Raw genomic sequence first — 17,062 nt, 5'->3', positions numbered from 1 at the left:
TTACTCCTTGGCGACGCGTTTCATGTCCGCATCCATCATCATGCGGATCAGGGTTTCCAGATGGGTCTTGGGTTTCCAGCCGAGTACCCGTTGGGCCTTGGCCGGGTTGCCCAACAGCACGTCGACTTCCGCGGGGCGGAAGAACGCCGGGTCGATTTTCACGTAGTCACGGTAGTTCAGGCCGACGTGTTCGAAGGCGATCTGGCACATCTCGCGCACGGTGGTGGTGACGCCGGTGGCTACCACGTAATCATCGGCCTTGCCTTGTTGCAGCATCAGCCACATGGCTTCGACATAGTCGCCGGCGAATCCCCAGTCGCGCTTGGCGTCGATGTTGCCCAGGCGCAGCTCCTGCTGCTTGCCCTGTTTGATCCGGGCGGCGGCGTCGGTGACCTTGCGGGTCACGAACTCGATGCCGCGCAGGGGCGATTCGTGGTTGAACAGGATGCCGCTGCTGGCATGCAGGCCGAAGCTCTCGCGGTAGTTCACGGTGATCCAGTGCCCGTAGAGCTTGGCCACGCCGTAGGGGCTGCGCGGGTAGAACGGGGTATTTTCGTCCTGCTGCTCGGCCTGGATCAGGCCGAACATTTCGCTGGTGGAGGCCTGGTAGAAGCGGGTGTGCGGGCTGAACTGGCGGATCGCCTCGAGCAGGTGGGTCACGCCCAGCCCGTCGACGATGCCGGTGGTCACCGGCTGGTCCCAGGAAGCGGCGACAAAGCTTTGCGCCGCCAGGTTGTAGAGTTCGTCGGGCGCCGCCTTGATCACCGCCCGTTGCACGGAGCAGGCGTCGGCCATGTCGCCATCCAGGTAGCGGATCTCGCCCTCGATGCCCATCTCACGCAAGCGCCAGCGCGAGTCGCTGCTGCGTCGCGCCACCAGTCCGTGAACCTGATAGCCCTTGTCCAGCAGCAACTTGGCCAGATAGGCGCCGTCCTGCCCGGTGATCCCTGTGATCAGTGCACTTTTTGTCATTCTTGTCGTACCCGTGACTCCCAGTCGGACAGGATCGCCCGCAGGGATTGTTTTATTGTGGTTTCGGGCGTCCATCCGGTGACGGCTTGCAGCCTGGCGTGACTGCCACAGACACGACGCTGTTCTGCCCGTCGCAGACGGGCGGGGTCTTGAACCAGTTCCATTTCGACCTGAGCGATGTCCGCCAACTGCTGGATCAGGCTGCGGATGCTGTGCTCCTGGCCGGAGCAGATGTTGTAGACCTGGCCCGGCACGCCACTGCGCAACAGGGCCAGGTAAGCGTTCACCACGTCAGCGACATCGAGGAAATCGCGGGTGACGTCGATATCGCCGACCTCCAGCCGCGGTGCCTGCAGGCCGTGCTTGATCCGGGCGATCTGGCGCGCGGCGCTGGCGACGGCGAAGCTGTCCAGCTGACCGGTACCGATATGGTTGAACGGCCTGGCCACCATCACGGGCCAGCCTTCGCTCATGCCCCACTGCAGGCACAGGAGTTCGGTCGAGGCCTTGCTCACCGCATAAGGATTGCGTGGGGAGGGCGGCTGGCGCTCGTCGATGGGCAAGTCGTTTTCGCTGACCTGGCCGTAGACGTCGCCGGAGCTGACGTACAGGAAGGTGCCGCTGAAGCCGCGAGCTTTCAGGGCTTGCAACAGGTTGAGGGTGCCCAGCAGGTTGATCTGCAAGGTCCGGGCAGGATCGCGGAAGGCTTCGGGGACGAAGGTCTGGCCAGCCAGGTGAATCACCGCATCCGGCAACTCGGGCCACAGGTCTTGCAGGCTTTGCGGTTGGGTCAGGTCGAAGGGCGGCGCGGGCAACAGTTCCCAGCCTGAATCGGCAGCGCCCAGGCGGGAGCGTAGATGACGTCCCACGAATCCATTCAGGCCCGTTACAAACAGACGCTTTTTCAAGCAGCAGCCTCTTTAGACGGAGGCTTCGGCAATATTTGGACACATAATTCGTGTGAGAAATACGAAAACTCTGCTATTTCCCAGGGCCTTTCTATTGACGAAGCTTGTTGTAGTTGTTTGGCGGTCAATCTGTGCCAATTGCGTTGGAATTTCAATAAGTCCTACCGTGACCGGTAAGTTCTCGTTTTCCAGCATAGGAAAAATCTTGTTGGGAGGTTCCCGAATCTTAAACGGATGTGTTTAGAATGCCCCTTGTCTCGACCCCAAAACGATCAGGATGGCTGTCTCGGCGCCATGCAAAACTGACCAATAGAACAAGAACGTAGACGGGCATGAGAACGATGGATGCACACCCACCAACACCGGCGTGGTGCCATGGCTCTACCGTCATTGTGTGAAGGTGCCAGGATGGCGGCTTCATCGTGAGATGCCATGAATTTCATTCTTTATTCGGATGTGAACGACGGCTCCATCAGCCAGAGCCTCGGGCGTCCGGAATACAGCTATTACTTCGTGCTCAAGGCCTATCGCCCGGTGCTGGAAAGCCTTGGGCGCGTTCATGTGGTGCAGACGCCCGCCGAGGTCGATCGGCTGTATCACGAGCTGCGGCTCAAGGGCGAAGACAGCCTGTTTCTTTCGTTCACCCCACCCCAGAAAACCCCGGCCGACCTGGACTGCCCGACCCTGTGCGTGGTGGCCTGGGAGTTCGACTCGATCCCCCACGAATACTGGGATAACGACCCGCACCAGGACTGGAGCCGCACCCTTGGCCGCCATGGCCGGGTGATCACCTTGTCCAGCCATACGGCCCGGGCGGTGCGTCGGGTGCTGGGTGAGCATTTTCCGGTGCTGGTGCTGCCTACCCCGTTGTGGGAGCGCTTCGACGGCGTCCGCGGGCAATACCCCAACGTGCCGGTCAACGCCGGCACTACCTTGCAAATCAAGGGCTGCATCATCGACAGCCGGGCGCTGGGGCTTTCCGCCGATGGCCTGATCGCGCCGGTACTGGAAGAAGTGCCACCGTCTCCTGCTCCAGTCGAAGTCGAGGCCGAAATCGTCGAAGCCCCACCGCTGACCGCCAGACGCCGGCTGTTCATCGCCAAGCACTATCTGCGCGAATGGTATCGGGCGCTGGCCGGCGGCGAATGGCGCCGGCCGTTGTTCATCAGCAAGCACTACATTCGTGAATGCTACCGCGAGGGGTTGCGTGACCGGGTCCCCGAACGCCTGCGGGCGCTGATGGCCAAGCCAGGCCCGGAGCACGTTGTGCCAGCGTCACCTGCGCCTGAGCCAGAACATCCCCAGGCCATCCTCCCGGCCACCGACCAGCAGGTGGAGTTCCAGGTCGATGGCGTGGTCTATGTCAGCGTGTTCAACCCTGACGACGGCCGCAAGAACTGGCATCAGTTGATCACCGCGTTCTGCTGGGCGATGCGCGACACCGAAGACGCCACCCTGGTGTTGAAGATGACCCAGAACGACCTGTCGACCTACTACGTCGAAATGCTGACCCTGCTGTCGCAGCTGTCTCCGTTCAGCTGTCGGGTGGTGGCCATGCACGGTTATCTGGACGACGAGCAATTCGCCCGGCTGTACGGCGCGGCCAGTTTCTACGTCAACGCCTCGCGCTGCGAAGGCCTGTGCCTGCCGCTGATGGAGTTCATGGCCTGTGGCAAACCGGTGATCGCGCCGCTGCATACGGCCATGCTGGATTACATCGACGAAGAGGTGGCCTTCGTCGTCAAGTCCAGCCAGGAGCCGGCGATCTGGCCGCAGGACTCGCGCATCCTGTTTCGCACCCTGCGCCACCGCCCGGACTGGGGCTCGTTGAAAACCGCCTACCAGGACAGCTACCGCATGGCCAAGGAAAACCCCGTGGGCTACCAGTCGATGTCCCAGGCCGCGGCCCGGCGCATGCAGGAGTACAGCAGCTTCGCCAGCGTGCAGGGGCGCCTGCGGGACTTCTTCGCCCTGACCCCGCTGACCGAGGCTGACGGCGCGTCCTCCCTGGCTGTGGCGGGTAACGCCTGATGCTGATCCTCATCCATTCGGAAACCAACAAGAGCAATATCCAGCAGAACCTCGGCCGCCCTGAATACAGCTACTACTTCGTGCTCAAGGAGTTCCGGCCGGTGCTGGAGCGGCTGGGCCAGGTGTTGGAGGTCAGCAACCCCGACGAGTTGGTGGACCGCCTGTATTTCGACTGCCAGAGCCGCGGCGAGGCGTGCATTTTCCTGTCGTTCTCGCCGCCCCATCGCACGCCCAACCATTACGCCTGCCCGACCATCCCGGTGTTCGCCTGGGAGTTCAGCACCATTCCCACTGAAAGCTGGCAGGGCGAGCCGCGGCATGACTGGCGGCTGGTCCTGGGCACCGCGGGCGCGGCAATCACCCACTCCAGCTTTACCGTGCGAGCGGTGCGCGATGTGATGGGCGAGGACTATCCGATCTGTGCGATCCCGGCCCCGGTCTGGGATCGCTTCGCCCGCCGTGGCGAGCAACTGGGCAAGCAGGCGCGGGCGTCCCGGGTGACCCTCAATCTGCATGGTCTGTTGCTCGACAGCCGCACCTTGGACCTGAACGCCTACGGTCCGAGCACGCTGCGCGAAGGCACGCCGCTGGTGCTCGATACCCAGGCCCGCGATTGCCAACTGCTGCTCGACGGGGTGGTCTACACCTCGGTGTTCAACCCCTATGACGGGCGCAAGAACTGGCAGGACATGATCAGCGCGTTCTGCACCACCTTTCGCGACTGTGCCGACGCCACCCTGGTGCTGAAACTGACCCACCACGATATCGGCAACGCGCTGGCCGACATGCTGCACCACCTCTACAAGAACCAGTCCTACCAGTGCCGTATCGTGCTGATCCACGGCTTCCTGTCCGACCCGGACTACGAGCGGCTGGTGGAGGCCACCTGCTATGTGGTGAATTCCTCGTTCGGCGAAGGGCAGTGCCTGCCGCTGATGGAGTTCATGTCCTGCGGCAAGCCGGCGGTGGCGCCGTGCAACACCGCGATGGCCGACTACATCGACCACGACAACACCTTCATCGTCGACTCCACCGACGAGCTGACCGCCTGGCCCCACGATCCGCGGGCCGCCTATCGGACCCTGCGCTATATCACCAACTGGGATTCGCTGTGCTCGGCCTATCGCGCCAGCTACGACGTCGCCCTGCAGGACCCGGATCGTTATGCACGGATGTCGACCCATGCGATCGAAAGCCTGCGGCGTTTCTGTAGCCAGGCCACGGCCGAACAGCGCCTGGGTGAGTTTTTCCGGCAGGTGCTGGAGCGACGCAAGGCGCCTGCTGCTCCTGGGTTTCCTGGGTGATGCGGGCGTTTCTGCGGCGTTTGCGCAGGGGCGCGCCGTTGCCTGCGCCGCTGCTGGCCGAACCGCCCAGGCCCGCAGTTTCTCCCCGCGATTGCGGCTTGCGCGACGCCCTGCTCGATGGCTGGTTCCGCTCTGAAACCGGCGAGTTGCTCAAGGGCTTTGCCATCAGCGCTGAAGACACCCTGCTCGATGTCGGCTGTGGCGAAGGCGTGGCGACGCTGTTCGCCATGCGCCAGGGCGCCTCGGTGATTTTCACCGACAGCGAGTTCGACAAGGTGCGCGAGCTGGCCCGGCAAGTCGCCGAGCAATCGGACGTGCCCGCCCTGGGGCTGGTCAGCAACAGCCTGCCGTTGCCGCTGGCCCAGGGCTGCGCCAGCAAAGTGGTGTGCATGGAAGTGCTGGAACACATCGAACAGCCCGAGCCGTTTCTCGCCGAGCTGGTGCGCATGGGCCGCCCTGGCGCGCAGTACCTGATCAGCGTTCCGGACCCGGTGGGCGAGCATTTGCAGAAGGGCATCGCGCCGCCCGGCTATTACCGCGCGCCGAACCATGTGCAGATTTTTTCCCGCGAGGGCTTTGGCCAGATGATCGAGGACGCCGGGCTGGTCATCGAACACCGGCAGGCCACGGGCTTTTTCTGGGTCATGGGCATGATCTTCTTCTGGGCCAGCGAACGGGCCGCCGGACGCGAGCCGCCGGGCGCCGTGCGCGACCGCATCCAGGCGCCGTACCCGGCGCTGATGGAAGGCTGGGCACGGACCTGGGAAGAACTGCTGGCGCAACCCGACGGGCTGGCGATCAAGCAGGTGCTGGATGGCTTCATGCCGAAAAGCCAGGTCATCATCGCCCGCAAGCCGCTGTCCGGCGCAGCGGCTGAGCCGTCTTGAACGACAAGCGGATCATGGACATCGAGCTGCTGCGGGGCATCGCGGTGCTGGGCGTGGTGTTCCATCATCTGCAAGGCAGTCTGTTTCGCGATGGGCTCGCCTGGCTGGGCAGCGTTGCGGCCTACGGCCAGTTCTGGTGGGGCGTGGACCTGTTCTTCGCCATCTCCGGCTTTGTCATCGCCCGCAGCCTGGTCCCGCAGCTGCGTGCCTGCACCAGCGCCGCGCAGTTCTGGCAACGGACCCGCGATTTCTGGATTCGCCGCGCCTTCCGCTTGTTGCCCTCGGCCTGGTTGTGGCTGCTGCTGATGTTGCTGGCGAGCCTGTTTCTCAATCGTTCGGGGGCCTTCGGCAGCCTGCACGCCAACCTGTGGGCCACGGTTGCCGGCCTGTTGCAGTTTGCCAATTTTCGCTTCGCCGACAGCTTTTTCCACTATGAGTACGGCGCCAGTTTTGTCTACTGGAGCCTGTCGCTGGAGGAGCAGTTCTACCTGTTGCTGCCGCTGCTGGTGCTGGTGTGCCGCAAGTACCTGGCCTGGGTGTTGCTGGCGCTGGTGCTCGTGCAAGTTCTGACCCTGCGCTCGGCGCTGCTGATGGTCATCCGGACCGACGCCATGGCCCTCGGCGTATTGCTGGCGCTGTGGACGGCCCGCGGCAGCTACCGGCACTGGGAGCCAAAGTGGCTGGGACGGTATCCGGGGCTCGGCCCGCTGCTGTTGATCCTGTCGTGCCTGGGCCTGGGCTGGTTGGCCACCGATGGTTTTAATGTCACCCGTTACCGGGTTGGCGCCCTGGCGGTGCTCTGCGCGCTGTTGGTATGGATCGCTTCCTACAACCGTGACTACCTGTTGCCCCGCGGCCTGCTGAAAAGTCTGTTGGCCTGGGTCGGCAGCCGTTCCTACGGGATCTACCTGATCCATGTCCCGGTGTTTCTGCTGGTCCGCGAAGCCTGGTTCCGCCTGGCGCCCCTGGGCACGACCGGGCTGAACGAGCAGCCGCTGCTGGCAATGGCCTGCGCCGCGGGCCTGCTGCTGTTGCTGAGCGAACTCAACTACCGTGTCATCGAGTTGCCCCTGCGCAATCGGGGCGCCGAGCTGGTGCAGCGCCTGGGGGCAGCCCGCTCTCCCGTTCCTTCCACTGGAGTCACTTCATGCTGAGCCTTCTGAAAAAACTCACGGCGAGCGCTCCTGCGGCCGTGACGCCCGAGACCCCGCCGCCGGCCAAGGTCGATCCGTACATGCTGGGCCTGCAGGACGCCATGCTCAGCGGCTGGTTCAACCAGGAAAACGGCGAGTTGTTCACCGGCTTTCCGGTGACGGCCGAGGACACCCTGCTGGATGTCGGCTGTGGTGATGGCGGTAACGTGCATTACTGCGCGATGCGCGGGGCGAAGATCATCATTGCCGACATCGATGCGGCCAAGGTCGAGGCGACGCGCCAGCGCCTGAGCGATACGCCGGCCCGCGGCGTCGAATGCCATGTCACCGACTGCAATCCGTTGCCGATCGCCGACGGTACCGCCAGCCGTGTGGTGTCCACCGAGGTCATCGAGCATGTGGACGACCCGGCGCAGTTTCTCTCCGAGCTGGTGCGGGTCGGCCAGCCAGGCGCGCTGTACCTGTTGAGCGTGCCGCACCCGAGCTCCGAGGACCTGCAAAAGGACATCGCCGCGCCCGAGTATTTCCAGAAGCCCAACCATATCCGCATCATCAGCGAAGAGCAGTTCAAGCGGATGGTCGGCGACGCCGGGCTGGAGGTGCTCAGCCATAGCCAGTACGGCTTCTACTGGTCGATGTGGATGCTGCTGTTCTGGGAAGCCAAGGTCGAATTCAGCAACCCCGACCACCCATTGCTCGACCAGTGGGCCAGCACCTGGCAGACCATCCTCAACTCGCCGCGTGGCGTACAGATCAAGCACGCGCTGGACGCTGTGGTCGCCAAGAGCCAGGTCATCATTGCCCGCAAGCCGGCCTGAACCGGCGCGGGCTTTTGCCCGCTTGAATGAGGCAGGACGCAGGCTTTTGTAGCCGCTGCCGGAGGCTGCGATCGCGACCGAAGGGCGCGCAAGGCCAAAAGATCGCTGAAGGCCTGCGGCCTTATCGCAGCCTGCGGCAGCGGCTACAGGGTCTGCTTCAGGCCTGTTGCACGAAGGTCAGGCGCAGGGCAAAGCCGATCAGCAGGCTGCCGAACAGCCATTGCTGGACCCGCTGGGCGGCGCGGTTGTGCGCCAGCCAGCGGCCGATCCAGGCGCCGGCCAGGGCGTAGGCGCTGTCGAACAGCAACCCCACCAGCACCAGCAGCAGGCCGAGACTGGCGAACTGCGCGGCCACGGGTCCGGCCTGCGGGTCGATGAACTGTGGCAGCAACACCGAGCAGAACAGCAGCGCCTTGGGGTTGAGCAGGTTGGTCAGCAGGCCGCGGCGGATCGCTTCGCGCCAGCGCAATGCGCTCGCGGCTTCGCCGTTTTGCAGGCTGGGCAGCAGGTTGGCCCGCAGGCACTGCACGCCAAGCCACAGCAGGTAGGCGGCCCCGCCCAGGCGTACCACTTCGAAGGTCCAGGGCGCGGCCTTGAACAGGGCGGCCAGGCCCAATGCCGCCAGCGCCACATGGCAGCCCCGGGCGATTGCCAGGCCTGCCGCGGTGGCCAGCGCCAGGCCCTTGCCCTGGCGGGCGCCGGTTTGCAGCAGCAGGATCATGTCGGGGCCGGGCAGCAGATAGACCACCGCCAGCGCCAGGAAAAACATCCAGAGTTGTGCCACCTTGCCACCCCTTTCGTTGTCGATTCGGTAGGCAAAGTCTAGGGCCGAAGGGCAGGGCAGGTGCTTGCGTAGTCAGCCAGCATGAGGGCGGAAATTGGCATAATCTTCCGTCTGGACATGGAGTGACTATCGGAAAATGCCAAAAATGAAACTGGACGCCTACGACCGCAAGATTCTCGCCGCCCTGCAGCGCGACGGCCGCCTGAGCAACGTGCAACTGGCGGAGGAGATCGGCCTGTCGCCCTCACCCTGCCTGCGCCGGGTACGGATGCTGGAAGAAGCCGGGGTGATTCGCGGCTACCAGGCCAACCTCGATCGCGATGAAGTGGGCCTGGGGCTGACGGTGTTCGTCGGGGTCAAGGTCGAGCGGCACACCGACGAGCATTCCGAAGCCTTCCACAAGGCGGTGACGGCGCTGCCGGAGGTGCTTTCGGCGTTCCTGGTGTCCGGCGAGTCGGACTTTCTGCTGCAGGTGGTGGTGCCGGACCTGCGCGCCTACGACCGCTTTCTCACCGGCAGCCTGCTGAAACTGCCGGGCGTCAGCGATATCCGCAGCAACTTCGCGATCCACACGGTGAAGACTCCGGGGGCGCTGCCGCTGGGGCATCTACCGGCCTGACGCGATCATCTGTAGCCGCTGCCGAAGGCTGCGATCGCGACCGAAGGGCGCGCAGGATCTGAAGATCGCTGAAGGCCTGCGGCCTTATCGCAGCCTGCGGCAGCGGCTACAGGCTCTACATCTGCGTCGCCATCCCCTCGACATCCATCGCCGCCTGGCGCAACGCCTCGGAGCGGGTCGGGTGCGGGTGGCAGGTCAGGGCGATATCTTCGGCCGAGGCGGAAAACTCCATGGCCACGCAGTATTCGCCGATCATTTCGCTGACGCTCGGTCCTACTAAATGCACGCCGAGGATTTCATCGGTCTGCGCGTCCGCCAGGACCTTGGCGAAACCTTCGGTCTCATGGTTGATCTTGGCCCGGCTGTTGGCCGTGAAAGGGAACTTGCCGGCCTTGTAGGCCCGGCCCTCGGCCTTGAGCTGCTCTTCGGTCTTGCCGACGCTGGCCAGCTCCGGTTTGGTGTAGATCACACTGGGGATCAGGTTGTAGTTCACTTCACCGGCCTTGCCGACAATCTGTTCGATACAGGCCATGGCCTCGTCCTCGGCCTTGTGGGCAAGCATCGGCCCGGAGGTGACGTCGCCAATCACCCACACGCCAGGGGCCTCGGTGCGGTGCTGGCGGTTGGCAAGCATGCCGCGCGAGTCGGTGCTCAGGCCGACGTTCTCCAGTCCCAGGCCCTGGGTATAAGGCCGGCGTCCGATGGCCACCAGCACGTAGTCGGCTTCCAGCAGCTGCGCCGTGCCGCCCGCCGCCGGCTCGATGCTCAACTGCACGCCGTTGGCCGAGGTGCTGGCGCTAGTGACCTTGGTGCCGAGCTTGAAGGCGATCCCCTGTTTGCCCAGGGCCCGTTGCAGGGTCTTGCCGGCTTCGCCATCGACGCCGGGGCAGATGCGGTCCAGGTACTCGACCACCGTCACCTGGGCCCCCAGGCGCCGCCAGACCGAGCCCAGCTCCAGGCCGATCACCCCGGCGCCAATCACCACCAGGTGCCGGGGCACTTCGCTGAGGGACAGCGCGCCGGTGGAGTCGAGGATGCGCCGGTTGTCGATCTCCACCCCGGGCAATGGCGTCGGCTCGGAGCCGGTGGCGATCACGATGTCCTTGGCCTGCAACCGGGTCTTGCCGCCAGCGCTGTCGGTCACCGTGACCTGGCCCGGGCCGTCGATATGGCCCCAGCCCTTGATCCAGTCGACCTTGTTCTTGCGGAACAGGAACTCGATGCCCTTGGTCAGGCCCGCCACGCTGTCATCCTTCTGCTTCATCATCTGGGCCAGGTTGAGGCTGGGCTTGACCTCGATGCCCAGTTCGGCGAATTCCTTGCCCATGGCCGCGTCATACAGCTCCGAGGCATGCAGCAAGGCCTTGGACGGCATGCAGCCGACGTTCAGGCAAGTACCGCCGAGGGTGGCGCGGCCTTCGACACAGGCGGCCTTGAGCCCCAGCTGGCCAGCGCGAATGGCGGCGTTGTAGCCACCGGGACCCCCACCGAGGATGACGACGTCGTAGCTGCTCATGGCTGTTCTCCTGCAATCGCAAAGAAGGGTTTAAAGGTAGTCGAGCAAAAAATTATGACCGTAATATGAGCGTGCGAAGGCTAGGCGGTCAAGAAGCGGTATTCACATTCCTTGTAGGAGCAGCCGGTCGACGCTCGATTGCTCGCGATGGCATCGACGCGGTCCTGCCGTTGAATCGCGTTGGCCGCATCACGAGCAAGCTTCGCTCCTACAGAAGAAGAGGGGCGGGGTGTTCAGGTCCACCAGTAGCGCACGAGGTGGAAGAAGATCGGCGCGGCGAAACACACCGAGTCCAGGCGATCGAGCATGCCGCCGTGGCCTTCGATCATGTGGCCCCAGTCCTTTACCCCGCGGTCGCGCTTGATCGCCGACATGACGATGCCGCCGGCAAAGCCCAGCAGGTTGATCAGCAGGGCGATCAGGAACGACTGCCAGATAGTGAACGGGGTGATCCACCACAGCGCGCCGCCGATCAGCGAGGCCAGCAGGATGCCGCCGACAAAACCTTCCACGGTCTTGGACGGCGACAGCCGTGGGGCGATCTTGCGTTTGCCGAAGAGTTTTCCACAGACGTACTGCAACACATCCGACATCTGCACCACGATCACCAGGTAGGCGATCAGCAGCAGGTTGCGCCCTTCGTAGCCGGCGATATCCAGAGTCAGCAGCGCCGGCACGAACGACACGCAGAACACCGCGATCATCAGCCCCCACTGGACCTTGGAGGCACGCTCCAGGAAGTGCGTGCTGTCGCCGCCCAGGGACGCGAGGATCGGCAGCAGCAGGAACACATAGACCGGGATGAAGATCGAGAACAGCCCGTACCAGTCGAAGTAGATCAGCAGGTATTGCACGGGCAGGGCCAGGTAGAACGCCGCCACCAGCGCCGGGTAGTCGCTGCGCCGGGTCGGCATCAGGGTCAGGAACTCGCGCAGGGCGTAGAAGGACACGGCGTAGAACAGCAGGATCACCGCGCTGGTGCCGAGCCAGAAGGCGACGCCGATCACCAGCACCATCACCCACCAGGCGTTGATGCGCGCGTTGAGGTTGTCGATCACCGAGCTCGGCGCGCCACGGGTGCGCAGCTTGAGCAGAAAACCGATCAGCGAGGCCAGCACCAGTACCGCGCCGATCCCGCCGAACAACATCAGGGTTTGCCTATCCATCTCAAGAATGCTCCGGGGCCATGGCCAGCAGCGCTGCGCGGCTGCGTTCGAGGAATTGCTCTTTGCTTTCGCCGTCCTCCAGGGACAGCGGCGCGCCGAAGCTGGTGGTGCACAACAGCGGCAGGGGCAGGAAGCGGCCCTTGGGCATCACGCGGTTGAGGTTGGCGATCCACACCGGAATCACCTGGGCCTGTGGGTAACTTTTCGCCAGGTGGTAGATACCGCTCTTGAACGGCAGCAGGCCTTCCTCCTCCAGGTTGCGCGTGCCTTCGGGGAAGATGATCAGCGAATCGCCGTTGGCCAGGGCGTCGAGCATCGGCTGCAAGGGGTTATCCACAGGCTCCTTGCGCTCGCGGTCGATCAGCACGCCGTTGAACACGCGGTTGATGATGTAGCGGCGCAGCGGGCGGGTCTGCCAGTAATCGGCGCCGGCCACTGGCCGCGTCACCTTGCGCAGCGCGGGCGGCAGCGAGGCCCAGAGCAGCACGAAGTCGCCGTGGCTGCTGTGGTTGGCGAAGTAGATACGTTGCACCGCCTGCGGCCCGCAACCGAGCCACAGGCTGCGCGCCCCGGTGATGGTGCGGGCGGCGGAGGTGATGAGGGTGGCGACCAGGGGTTCGAGCATGAGAATTCCTTATCCGGCGATGGCCAGCCAGGGGCTGGCCAGGATGAAGCCCAGTGTCAGCAGTATTTGCGCCGCCAGCAGCCAGGCCTGGCGACGCAACAGGTTGAGGGCGCCGCGGCTGCGTTGTTGCCACGGGCGGCCGCCGGCGGTCGCCGGTTGCAGGCCGAGGGCGCTCAGCGCCTGGTCCAGCGCGGCGCTGCGTTCGGCCAGCGGCAGCGGGCTGTCCGCCACTCGCTGGAACAACTCGGCATCGAAGGCCACCCGCAGCGCCCAGTACTTTTGCAGCACTCCCAGGAGCAGCAGGGCGACGCTCAGGGCAATGGCCCAGGGGGCGGACGCGCCGAGCAACCACTGGCCGAGGCCAAGCAGGGCGCCGAGCAGTGTCAGGCCTGTGGATAACAGGTCCAGCGAATGCCCGCGGCGCAACAGGCTCGCCACCGCATGCAGTTCCATATCAGTGGCCATGCACCTTCCCCTGGGCTGTGGATAAAGGCTCCAGGGCCCGGCGGTGCGCGGGTTGCAGGACGATCTGCGGGCGCGCGCGACGGATCTGCACGATGGCCGCATCGACGTTGGCGGCGCGGCCTGTGTACAACAGCCAGGCGGCCACGGCGGTGGCGCTACGCGAGTAACCCAAGGCGCAGCAGACCAGCAGCGGCGCGTGCTCACGCAGGCTTTCGATGGCTTGCGCGGCCTCGCGGCATTGCAAGGGGGTGGGCGCAGTCAGGTCGAGCACCGGCACGCAGCGATAGGCCAGGTGGCGACCGTCCATGGACAGCTCGGCGCACAGGTCGACCACCGCGCTGAACGGGCTGTCCTGCAGCTCGCCCGGGGTCGGGATGCGCCCCAGCCAGACGTTATCCACAACCTCGTCGGGCTGTGGATGCTTGCGGGTCCACAGCCGGGAATTGACCCAGGCCGCCGCCAGGTAAGGCGCCAGCAGCCAGCGCGTGGCGCTGCCCAGGCGGCCGTCCGCGCCTTTCTGGAAACCCTTGGCGTCGAACAATCCGTAGTTCAGCGCCACCAGCAGCAGGGCCACGGCGGGCCACAGCAGCCACAGCCAGGTTCCGGCGAAGGCCAGGGCCGGCACGGCAAACAGCAGTGCGCCCAGGGCATAACGCAACGCCAGGCGCCAGCGCTGGCGATCGCGAGCCAGGCGCAGGTTCTGCAGCATGCCGGGACGGTCCAGCGGCCACAGCCAGACGCACAGCCAACCGGCCAGGGCGCCTGTGGGCAGGTCGATAAAGTGGTGTTGATAAGTGGTCAGCACCGATACGCCGATCAGCGCGAACCAGCCGTGCACCAGCCAGCGCCAGATGCCCTGGACATGCCGCGCATAGCAGACCCACAGCACCACCAGCAGCGCGATGTGCAGCGACGGCGCCTGGTTGAACGGCTTGTCAAAGCCGGCCAGCACGTCGAACAGCCAGCCGAACAGGCCATCCAGCCCCGGGCGCTGGAAGGTGAAGCGCAACGGCCAGAGCAGGAAGCAGCTGACCGCGATGACTTGCGCGGTCAACAGGCGCAAGGCGTGGCGCTTGAGTTCTTCGCGGCTGGTGGGCAGCAGCAGGGAAAAGCCGTACAGCAGGTCGATCGACCAGTAGGGCACGATGCTCCAGGCCCAGAACGGCATCTGCCGCTCCCAGTCGAACACCAGGCTGCCGACCTCGGCCCGTTGCGAGGTGACCCAGGTGGCGAAGCCGTAGGTGCCGAAAAACAGCGGCGCCAGCAGCAACAGCCAGAGCACCGCGGGTTTCAGCAGGCCGGGCTCACGGGTGTATGTCGCGGCGACCGTCATCATTGCACCCGCTGCGCCAGCGACACGCTGAAAATGCCCCACTGGTCGACGCGCAGGGTGATCCGGCGGAATCCCGCGGCCTCCACCAGTTGGTCCATCTCGGCCTGGGTCCGGCGACGCATGACCCAGGCCTGCCCCGCGCGGTGGCTGGTCAGGGCGCGGGCGATCAGCTCCAACTGCGGATGCCAGGGTTGCCCGGTATAGACCAGATAGCCGCCAGGCTCCACGGCGGCGGCCAGGCCCGCCAGGGAGTCGCTGACCATCTGGTTGTCGGCGAACAGTTCGTACAGGCCGGACACCACCGCCAGCGTCGGCTTGGGCTCCAGGGCCGCGAGGTCGTCGCGGTCGAAGGCGTCGGCCTTGACGAAGCGGGCGATCTGGCCCAGGCCTTTCTCGGCGATCAGCGCGCTGCCGTCGCGCACGTTGATGTCGCTGTAGTCGCGCAGCAGGATCGATTCCGGCAGCGGGCTGACGCCCTGCAAGGCTTCGAGAATGTAGCGCCCGTGGCCGGCGGCGATGTCGACGATGCGCACTTCGCGCTGCTGGGCGCGCAATTTCTCCATGGCCAGGCGCAGCAGTTCTTCCACATGCAGCTTGCGTTGGCGAATGCCGCGCCAGCCGATGGAGTCCAGGTAGTTGCGGTCGATCATCCGGCCCAGGGCCGAAGTGCCGGTCGCCTGGTTGCGGTACACGTAGTCCAGGGTGCTGCCGGAGTCGAAACCGGTGTCGAAGCCCAGCTTGACCCCGGCCGAGAGCTGGCTGCCCAGGCGCATGCTGGCGCGGGTCAGGCGCCAGTAGAGGTCGCGCAGGGAGTTATGCGGCAGCGGTGCCGCCAGTGCCTCGGACTCGGCGCAGGTCAGGCCCAGGCGGTCGGCGTCGAGCAGGGAAGGGCGGTTCAGCGGTCGTGCGAAGTTCTGCAGGATGAACCGCCGGGCGCTGGCGACGGCCGGGGCCCGGGCCTTCTCGCCGAGGGTGTCGTGGAAGAAGCCCGGCAGGATGTGTTTTTCCTTGTGCAGGCTGCCCAGGCGCTCGAAGAACTGCTCCTGGGGTCGGCGATGGACGACGAAGTCGGCGCCGGAGATCAGCAACTGGGTCGGCACCTGGATCGCCTGGGCGTCGGCCACCACCCGCTCGGCGGCTTCGTACAGGCCGAGCAGCACGTTCACCGAGATCGCCTTGGTGATCAGCGGATCGCTGTCATAGGAGGCCACCCGCGCCGGGTCGTGGCTGAGGAAGCGCGCCTTGACGTAGCTATTGACGAAAAAGTTGCCGCGAAACCGCCGCATCAGCGCCAGGCCCGGGCGGGCGAAAGGCACGTAGAGCTTGACCTTGAACGCCGGCGACGCCAGCACCAGGGCGCGGATGCGCGGTGCGTAGTCATGGACCCAGGTGGATGCGATCACCGCGCCGACGCTCTGGGCCACCACGGCCATGTGTTCTTCGTCGATGCCGTGGCTGGCCCGCAGGTGATCGCAGAAGGTCTGCACGTCGCGCACGCTGGTGGCGAAGCTCGGGCTGTCGCCCCGGGCGCCGGGCGACTGGCCATGGCCGCGGGCGTCCCAGGCGAAGAAATCGAAGGCCGGCAGGTCCAGTTCGTCCACCAGATGGGCGATGCGCGCGGAGTGTTCGTGGCCGCGGTGGAACAGCAGCACGGCCTGGCGCGGGCCGTCCGCGGGGGCGGCGGTGGCCGGCCAGTGGCGGTAGAACAGCTCGACGCCGTCGTGAGTGGTGAAGGTCTGGTGGAGAGCTTCGCGCATGGCAACTTCCTTATTCTGAGGGGGCGTTTTGCTGCATTTCTTGTTGCGGCACGTCTTGCTGTCGTGCTTCGAGCAGGCCCTGGCGAACCCGGTTGATCAAGGTGTAGACCAACAACGCGGCGACCACCGCCAGCAGGCCATTGATCCAGGCGGCGCTGAGCCAGCCCAGGGCGATGCCGGTGGCCAGCACGCCGAGTACGAACGCCCGGTCGCTCTTGCCCATGGGGCCGTCGTAGCGACGCGAGGCGCCGATCATCGGCCCCAGCACGCCGGCGTATTCGCTGAACAGCGCCAGCAGCGTCACCAGCAGGACCAGCGGCAGGCTGACGCCGGCAATCAGCGCGAAAGGCAGGATCAGCGCGCTGTCGGCAATCACGTCGCACAATTCATTGAGATAGGCGCCCAGGCGCGATTGCTGGCCGAATTCCCGGGCCAGCATGCCGTCGATGGCGTTCAGCGCCATGCGCAGGATCATCCACAGCGGGATCAGGATGAACAGCCAGAGGTGGTTGGCGAAACTGCCGATCAGGGCCCCCACCAGCACCGAAATCACCCCCGCCAGCACGGTGATCTGGTTGGCCGTGGTGCCGTTGTCGTACAGGCGCTGGACCCAAGGCCGCAGCAGGTTCTGGAAGCGCGGTTTGAGTTGGTAGATGGAGAGCATGGCTGGACGTTTCCTTGTCACAAAGTGGGCCACGGATTATGGCCACAGATCTCGCGGGC

Annotated in this window: 16 protein-coding genes; 6 read left to right on the top strand and 10 right to left on the bottom strand. The window is 65.1% G+C overall.

Features of this window, described 5'->3' with window-relative positions; genetic code table 11:
- Together gmd and J4D28_RS07780 are read right to left on the bottom strand one after the other, a co-directional pair.
- Positions 1-972, bottom strand: a complete 972-nt coding sequence (gmd, locus tag J4D28_RS07785) for a GDP-mannose 4,6-dehydratase (RefSeq protein ID WP_007924592.1) — start codon at positions 970-972, stop codon at positions 1-3.
- A complete protein-coding gene (locus J4D28_RS07780) occupies positions 969-1,880 on the bottom strand; it encodes a GDP-mannose 4,6-dehydratase (protein ID WP_009051672.1) in 912 nt (303 codons plus the stop codon). The genes gmd and J4D28_RS07780 overlap by 4 nt, the downstream gene beginning before the upstream one ends.
- A 432-nt stretch (positions 1,881-2,312) precedes the next feature.
- Here J4D28_RS07780 and J4D28_RS07775 point away from each other — a divergent pair, with 432 nt between their 5' ends.
- The 5 genes from J4D28_RS07775 to J4D28_RS07755 are packed head-to-tail and all read left to right on the top strand — an operon-like array spanning position 2,313 to position 8,074.
- Positions 2,313-3,911 carry a glycosyltransferase gene (locus J4D28_RS07775; RefSeq protein ID WP_103330796.1) on the top strand — a complete coding sequence of 533 codons (1,599 nt, stop codon included), beginning with the start codon at positions 2,313-2,315 and terminating at the stop codon, positions 3,909-3,911.
- Positions 3,911-5,215 carry a glycosyltransferase gene (locus J4D28_RS07770; RefSeq protein ID WP_103330797.1) on the top strand — a complete coding sequence of 435 codons (1,305 nt, stop codon included), beginning with the start codon at positions 3,911-3,913 and terminating at the stop codon, positions 5,213-5,215. The genes J4D28_RS07775 and J4D28_RS07770 overlap by 1 nt, the downstream gene beginning before the upstream one ends.
- A complete protein-coding gene (locus J4D28_RS07765) occupies positions 5,212-6,102 on the top strand; it encodes a methyltransferase domain-containing protein (RefSeq protein WP_371920914.1) in 891 nt (296 codons plus the stop codon). The genes J4D28_RS07770 and J4D28_RS07765 overlap by 4 nt, the downstream gene beginning before the upstream one ends.
- On the top strand, positions 6,099-7,256 hold the full coding sequence (locus tag J4D28_RS07760; RefSeq protein ID WP_103330798.1) for an acyltransferase: 1,158 nt from the start codon (positions 6,099-6,101) through the stop codon (positions 7,254-7,256). The genes J4D28_RS07765 and J4D28_RS07760 overlap by 4 nt, the downstream gene beginning before the upstream one ends.
- The gene (locus tag J4D28_RS07755; protein ID WP_009051667.1) at positions 7,250-8,074 is read left to right on the top strand and encodes a bifunctional 2-polyprenyl-6-hydroxyphenol methylase/3-demethylubiquinol 3-O-methyltransferase UbiG; all 825 of its coding nucleotides are present in this window, start codon (positions 7,250-7,252) and stop codon (positions 8,072-8,074) included. Before J4D28_RS07760 ends, J4D28_RS07755 begins: the two co-directional genes overlap by 7 nt.
- 157 nt (positions 8,075-8,231) lie before the next feature.
- On the opposite strand, the gene J4D28_RS07750 is transcribed toward J4D28_RS07755, so the two are convergent.
- The gene (locus J4D28_RS07750) at positions 8,232-8,858 is read right to left on the bottom strand and encodes a LysE family translocator (protein ID WP_028683611.1); all 627 of its coding nucleotides are present in this window, start codon (positions 8,856-8,858) and stop codon (positions 8,232-8,234) included.
- Between the two features lie 145 nt (positions 8,859-9,003).
- Here J4D28_RS07750 and J4D28_RS07745 point away from each other — a divergent pair, with 145 nt between their 5' ends.
- Positions 9,004-9,477: an Lrp/AsnC family transcriptional regulator gene (locus tag J4D28_RS07745; RefSeq protein ID WP_009051665.1), complete on the top strand. Its 474-nt coding sequence runs from the start codon at positions 9,004-9,006 to the stop codon at positions 9,475-9,477.
- A gap of 115 nt (positions 9,478-9,592) precedes the next feature.
- On the opposite strand, the gene lpdA is transcribed toward J4D28_RS07745, so the two are convergent.
- From lpdA to J4D28_RS07710, 7 genes are all read right to left on the bottom strand, one after another.
- On the bottom strand, positions 9,593-10,993 hold the full coding sequence (gene lpdA, locus J4D28_RS07740) for a dihydrolipoyl dehydrogenase (RefSeq protein WP_016703974.1): 1,401 nt from the start codon (positions 10,991-10,993) through the stop codon (positions 9,593-9,595).
- A 233-nt stretch (positions 10,994-11,226) separates the two neighbouring features.
- Positions 11,227-12,159, bottom strand: coding sequence for a phosphatidate cytidylyltransferase (locus J4D28_RS07735; protein ID WP_009051663.1), 933 nt, complete (start codon positions 12,157-12,159; stop codon positions 11,227-11,229).
- 1 nt (position 12,160) lies between these two features.
- Positions 12,161-12,784 (bottom strand): 1-acyl-sn-glycerol-3-phosphate acyltransferase, encoded by a 624-nt coding sequence (locus J4D28_RS07730; RefSeq protein WP_009051662.1) that lies wholly within the window; start codon positions 12,782-12,784, stop codon positions 12,161-12,163.
- 9 nt (positions 12,785-12,793) lie between these two features.
- A complete protein-coding gene (locus J4D28_RS07725; protein ID WP_038635742.1) occupies positions 12,794-13,249 on the bottom strand; it encodes a hypothetical protein in 456 nt (151 codons plus the stop codon).
- Positions 13,239-14,582 (bottom strand): phosphatase PAP2/dual specificity phosphatase family protein, encoded by a 1,344-nt coding sequence (locus tag J4D28_RS07720; protein ID WP_103330806.1) that lies wholly within the window; start codon positions 14,580-14,582, stop codon positions 13,239-13,241. The genes J4D28_RS07725 and J4D28_RS07720 overlap by 11 nt, the downstream gene beginning before the upstream one ends.
- Positions 14,582-16,339, bottom strand: a complete 1,758-nt coding sequence (locus tag J4D28_RS07715) for a bifunctional alpha/beta hydrolase/class I SAM-dependent methyltransferase (protein ID WP_009051659.1) — start codon at positions 16,337-16,339, stop codon at positions 14,582-14,584. Before J4D28_RS07715 ends, J4D28_RS07720 begins: the two co-directional genes overlap by 1 nt.
- Before the next feature lie 10 nt (positions 16,340-16,349).
- Positions 16,350-17,003, bottom strand: coding sequence for a CDP-alcohol phosphatidyltransferase family protein (locus J4D28_RS07710; protein ID WP_041987965.1), 654 nt, complete (start codon positions 17,001-17,003; stop codon positions 16,350-16,352).
- Positions 17,004-17,062: the final 59 nt, after the last annotated feature.

Source organism: Pseudomonas sp. GW531-T4 (genome assembly GCF_017349615.1).
Classification (GTDB): domain Bacteria; phylum Pseudomonadota; class Gammaproteobacteria; order Pseudomonadales; family Pseudomonadaceae; genus Aquipseudomonas; species Aquipseudomonas chlororaphis_I.
This window is presented reverse-complemented; position numbering and strand designations above follow the sequence as displayed.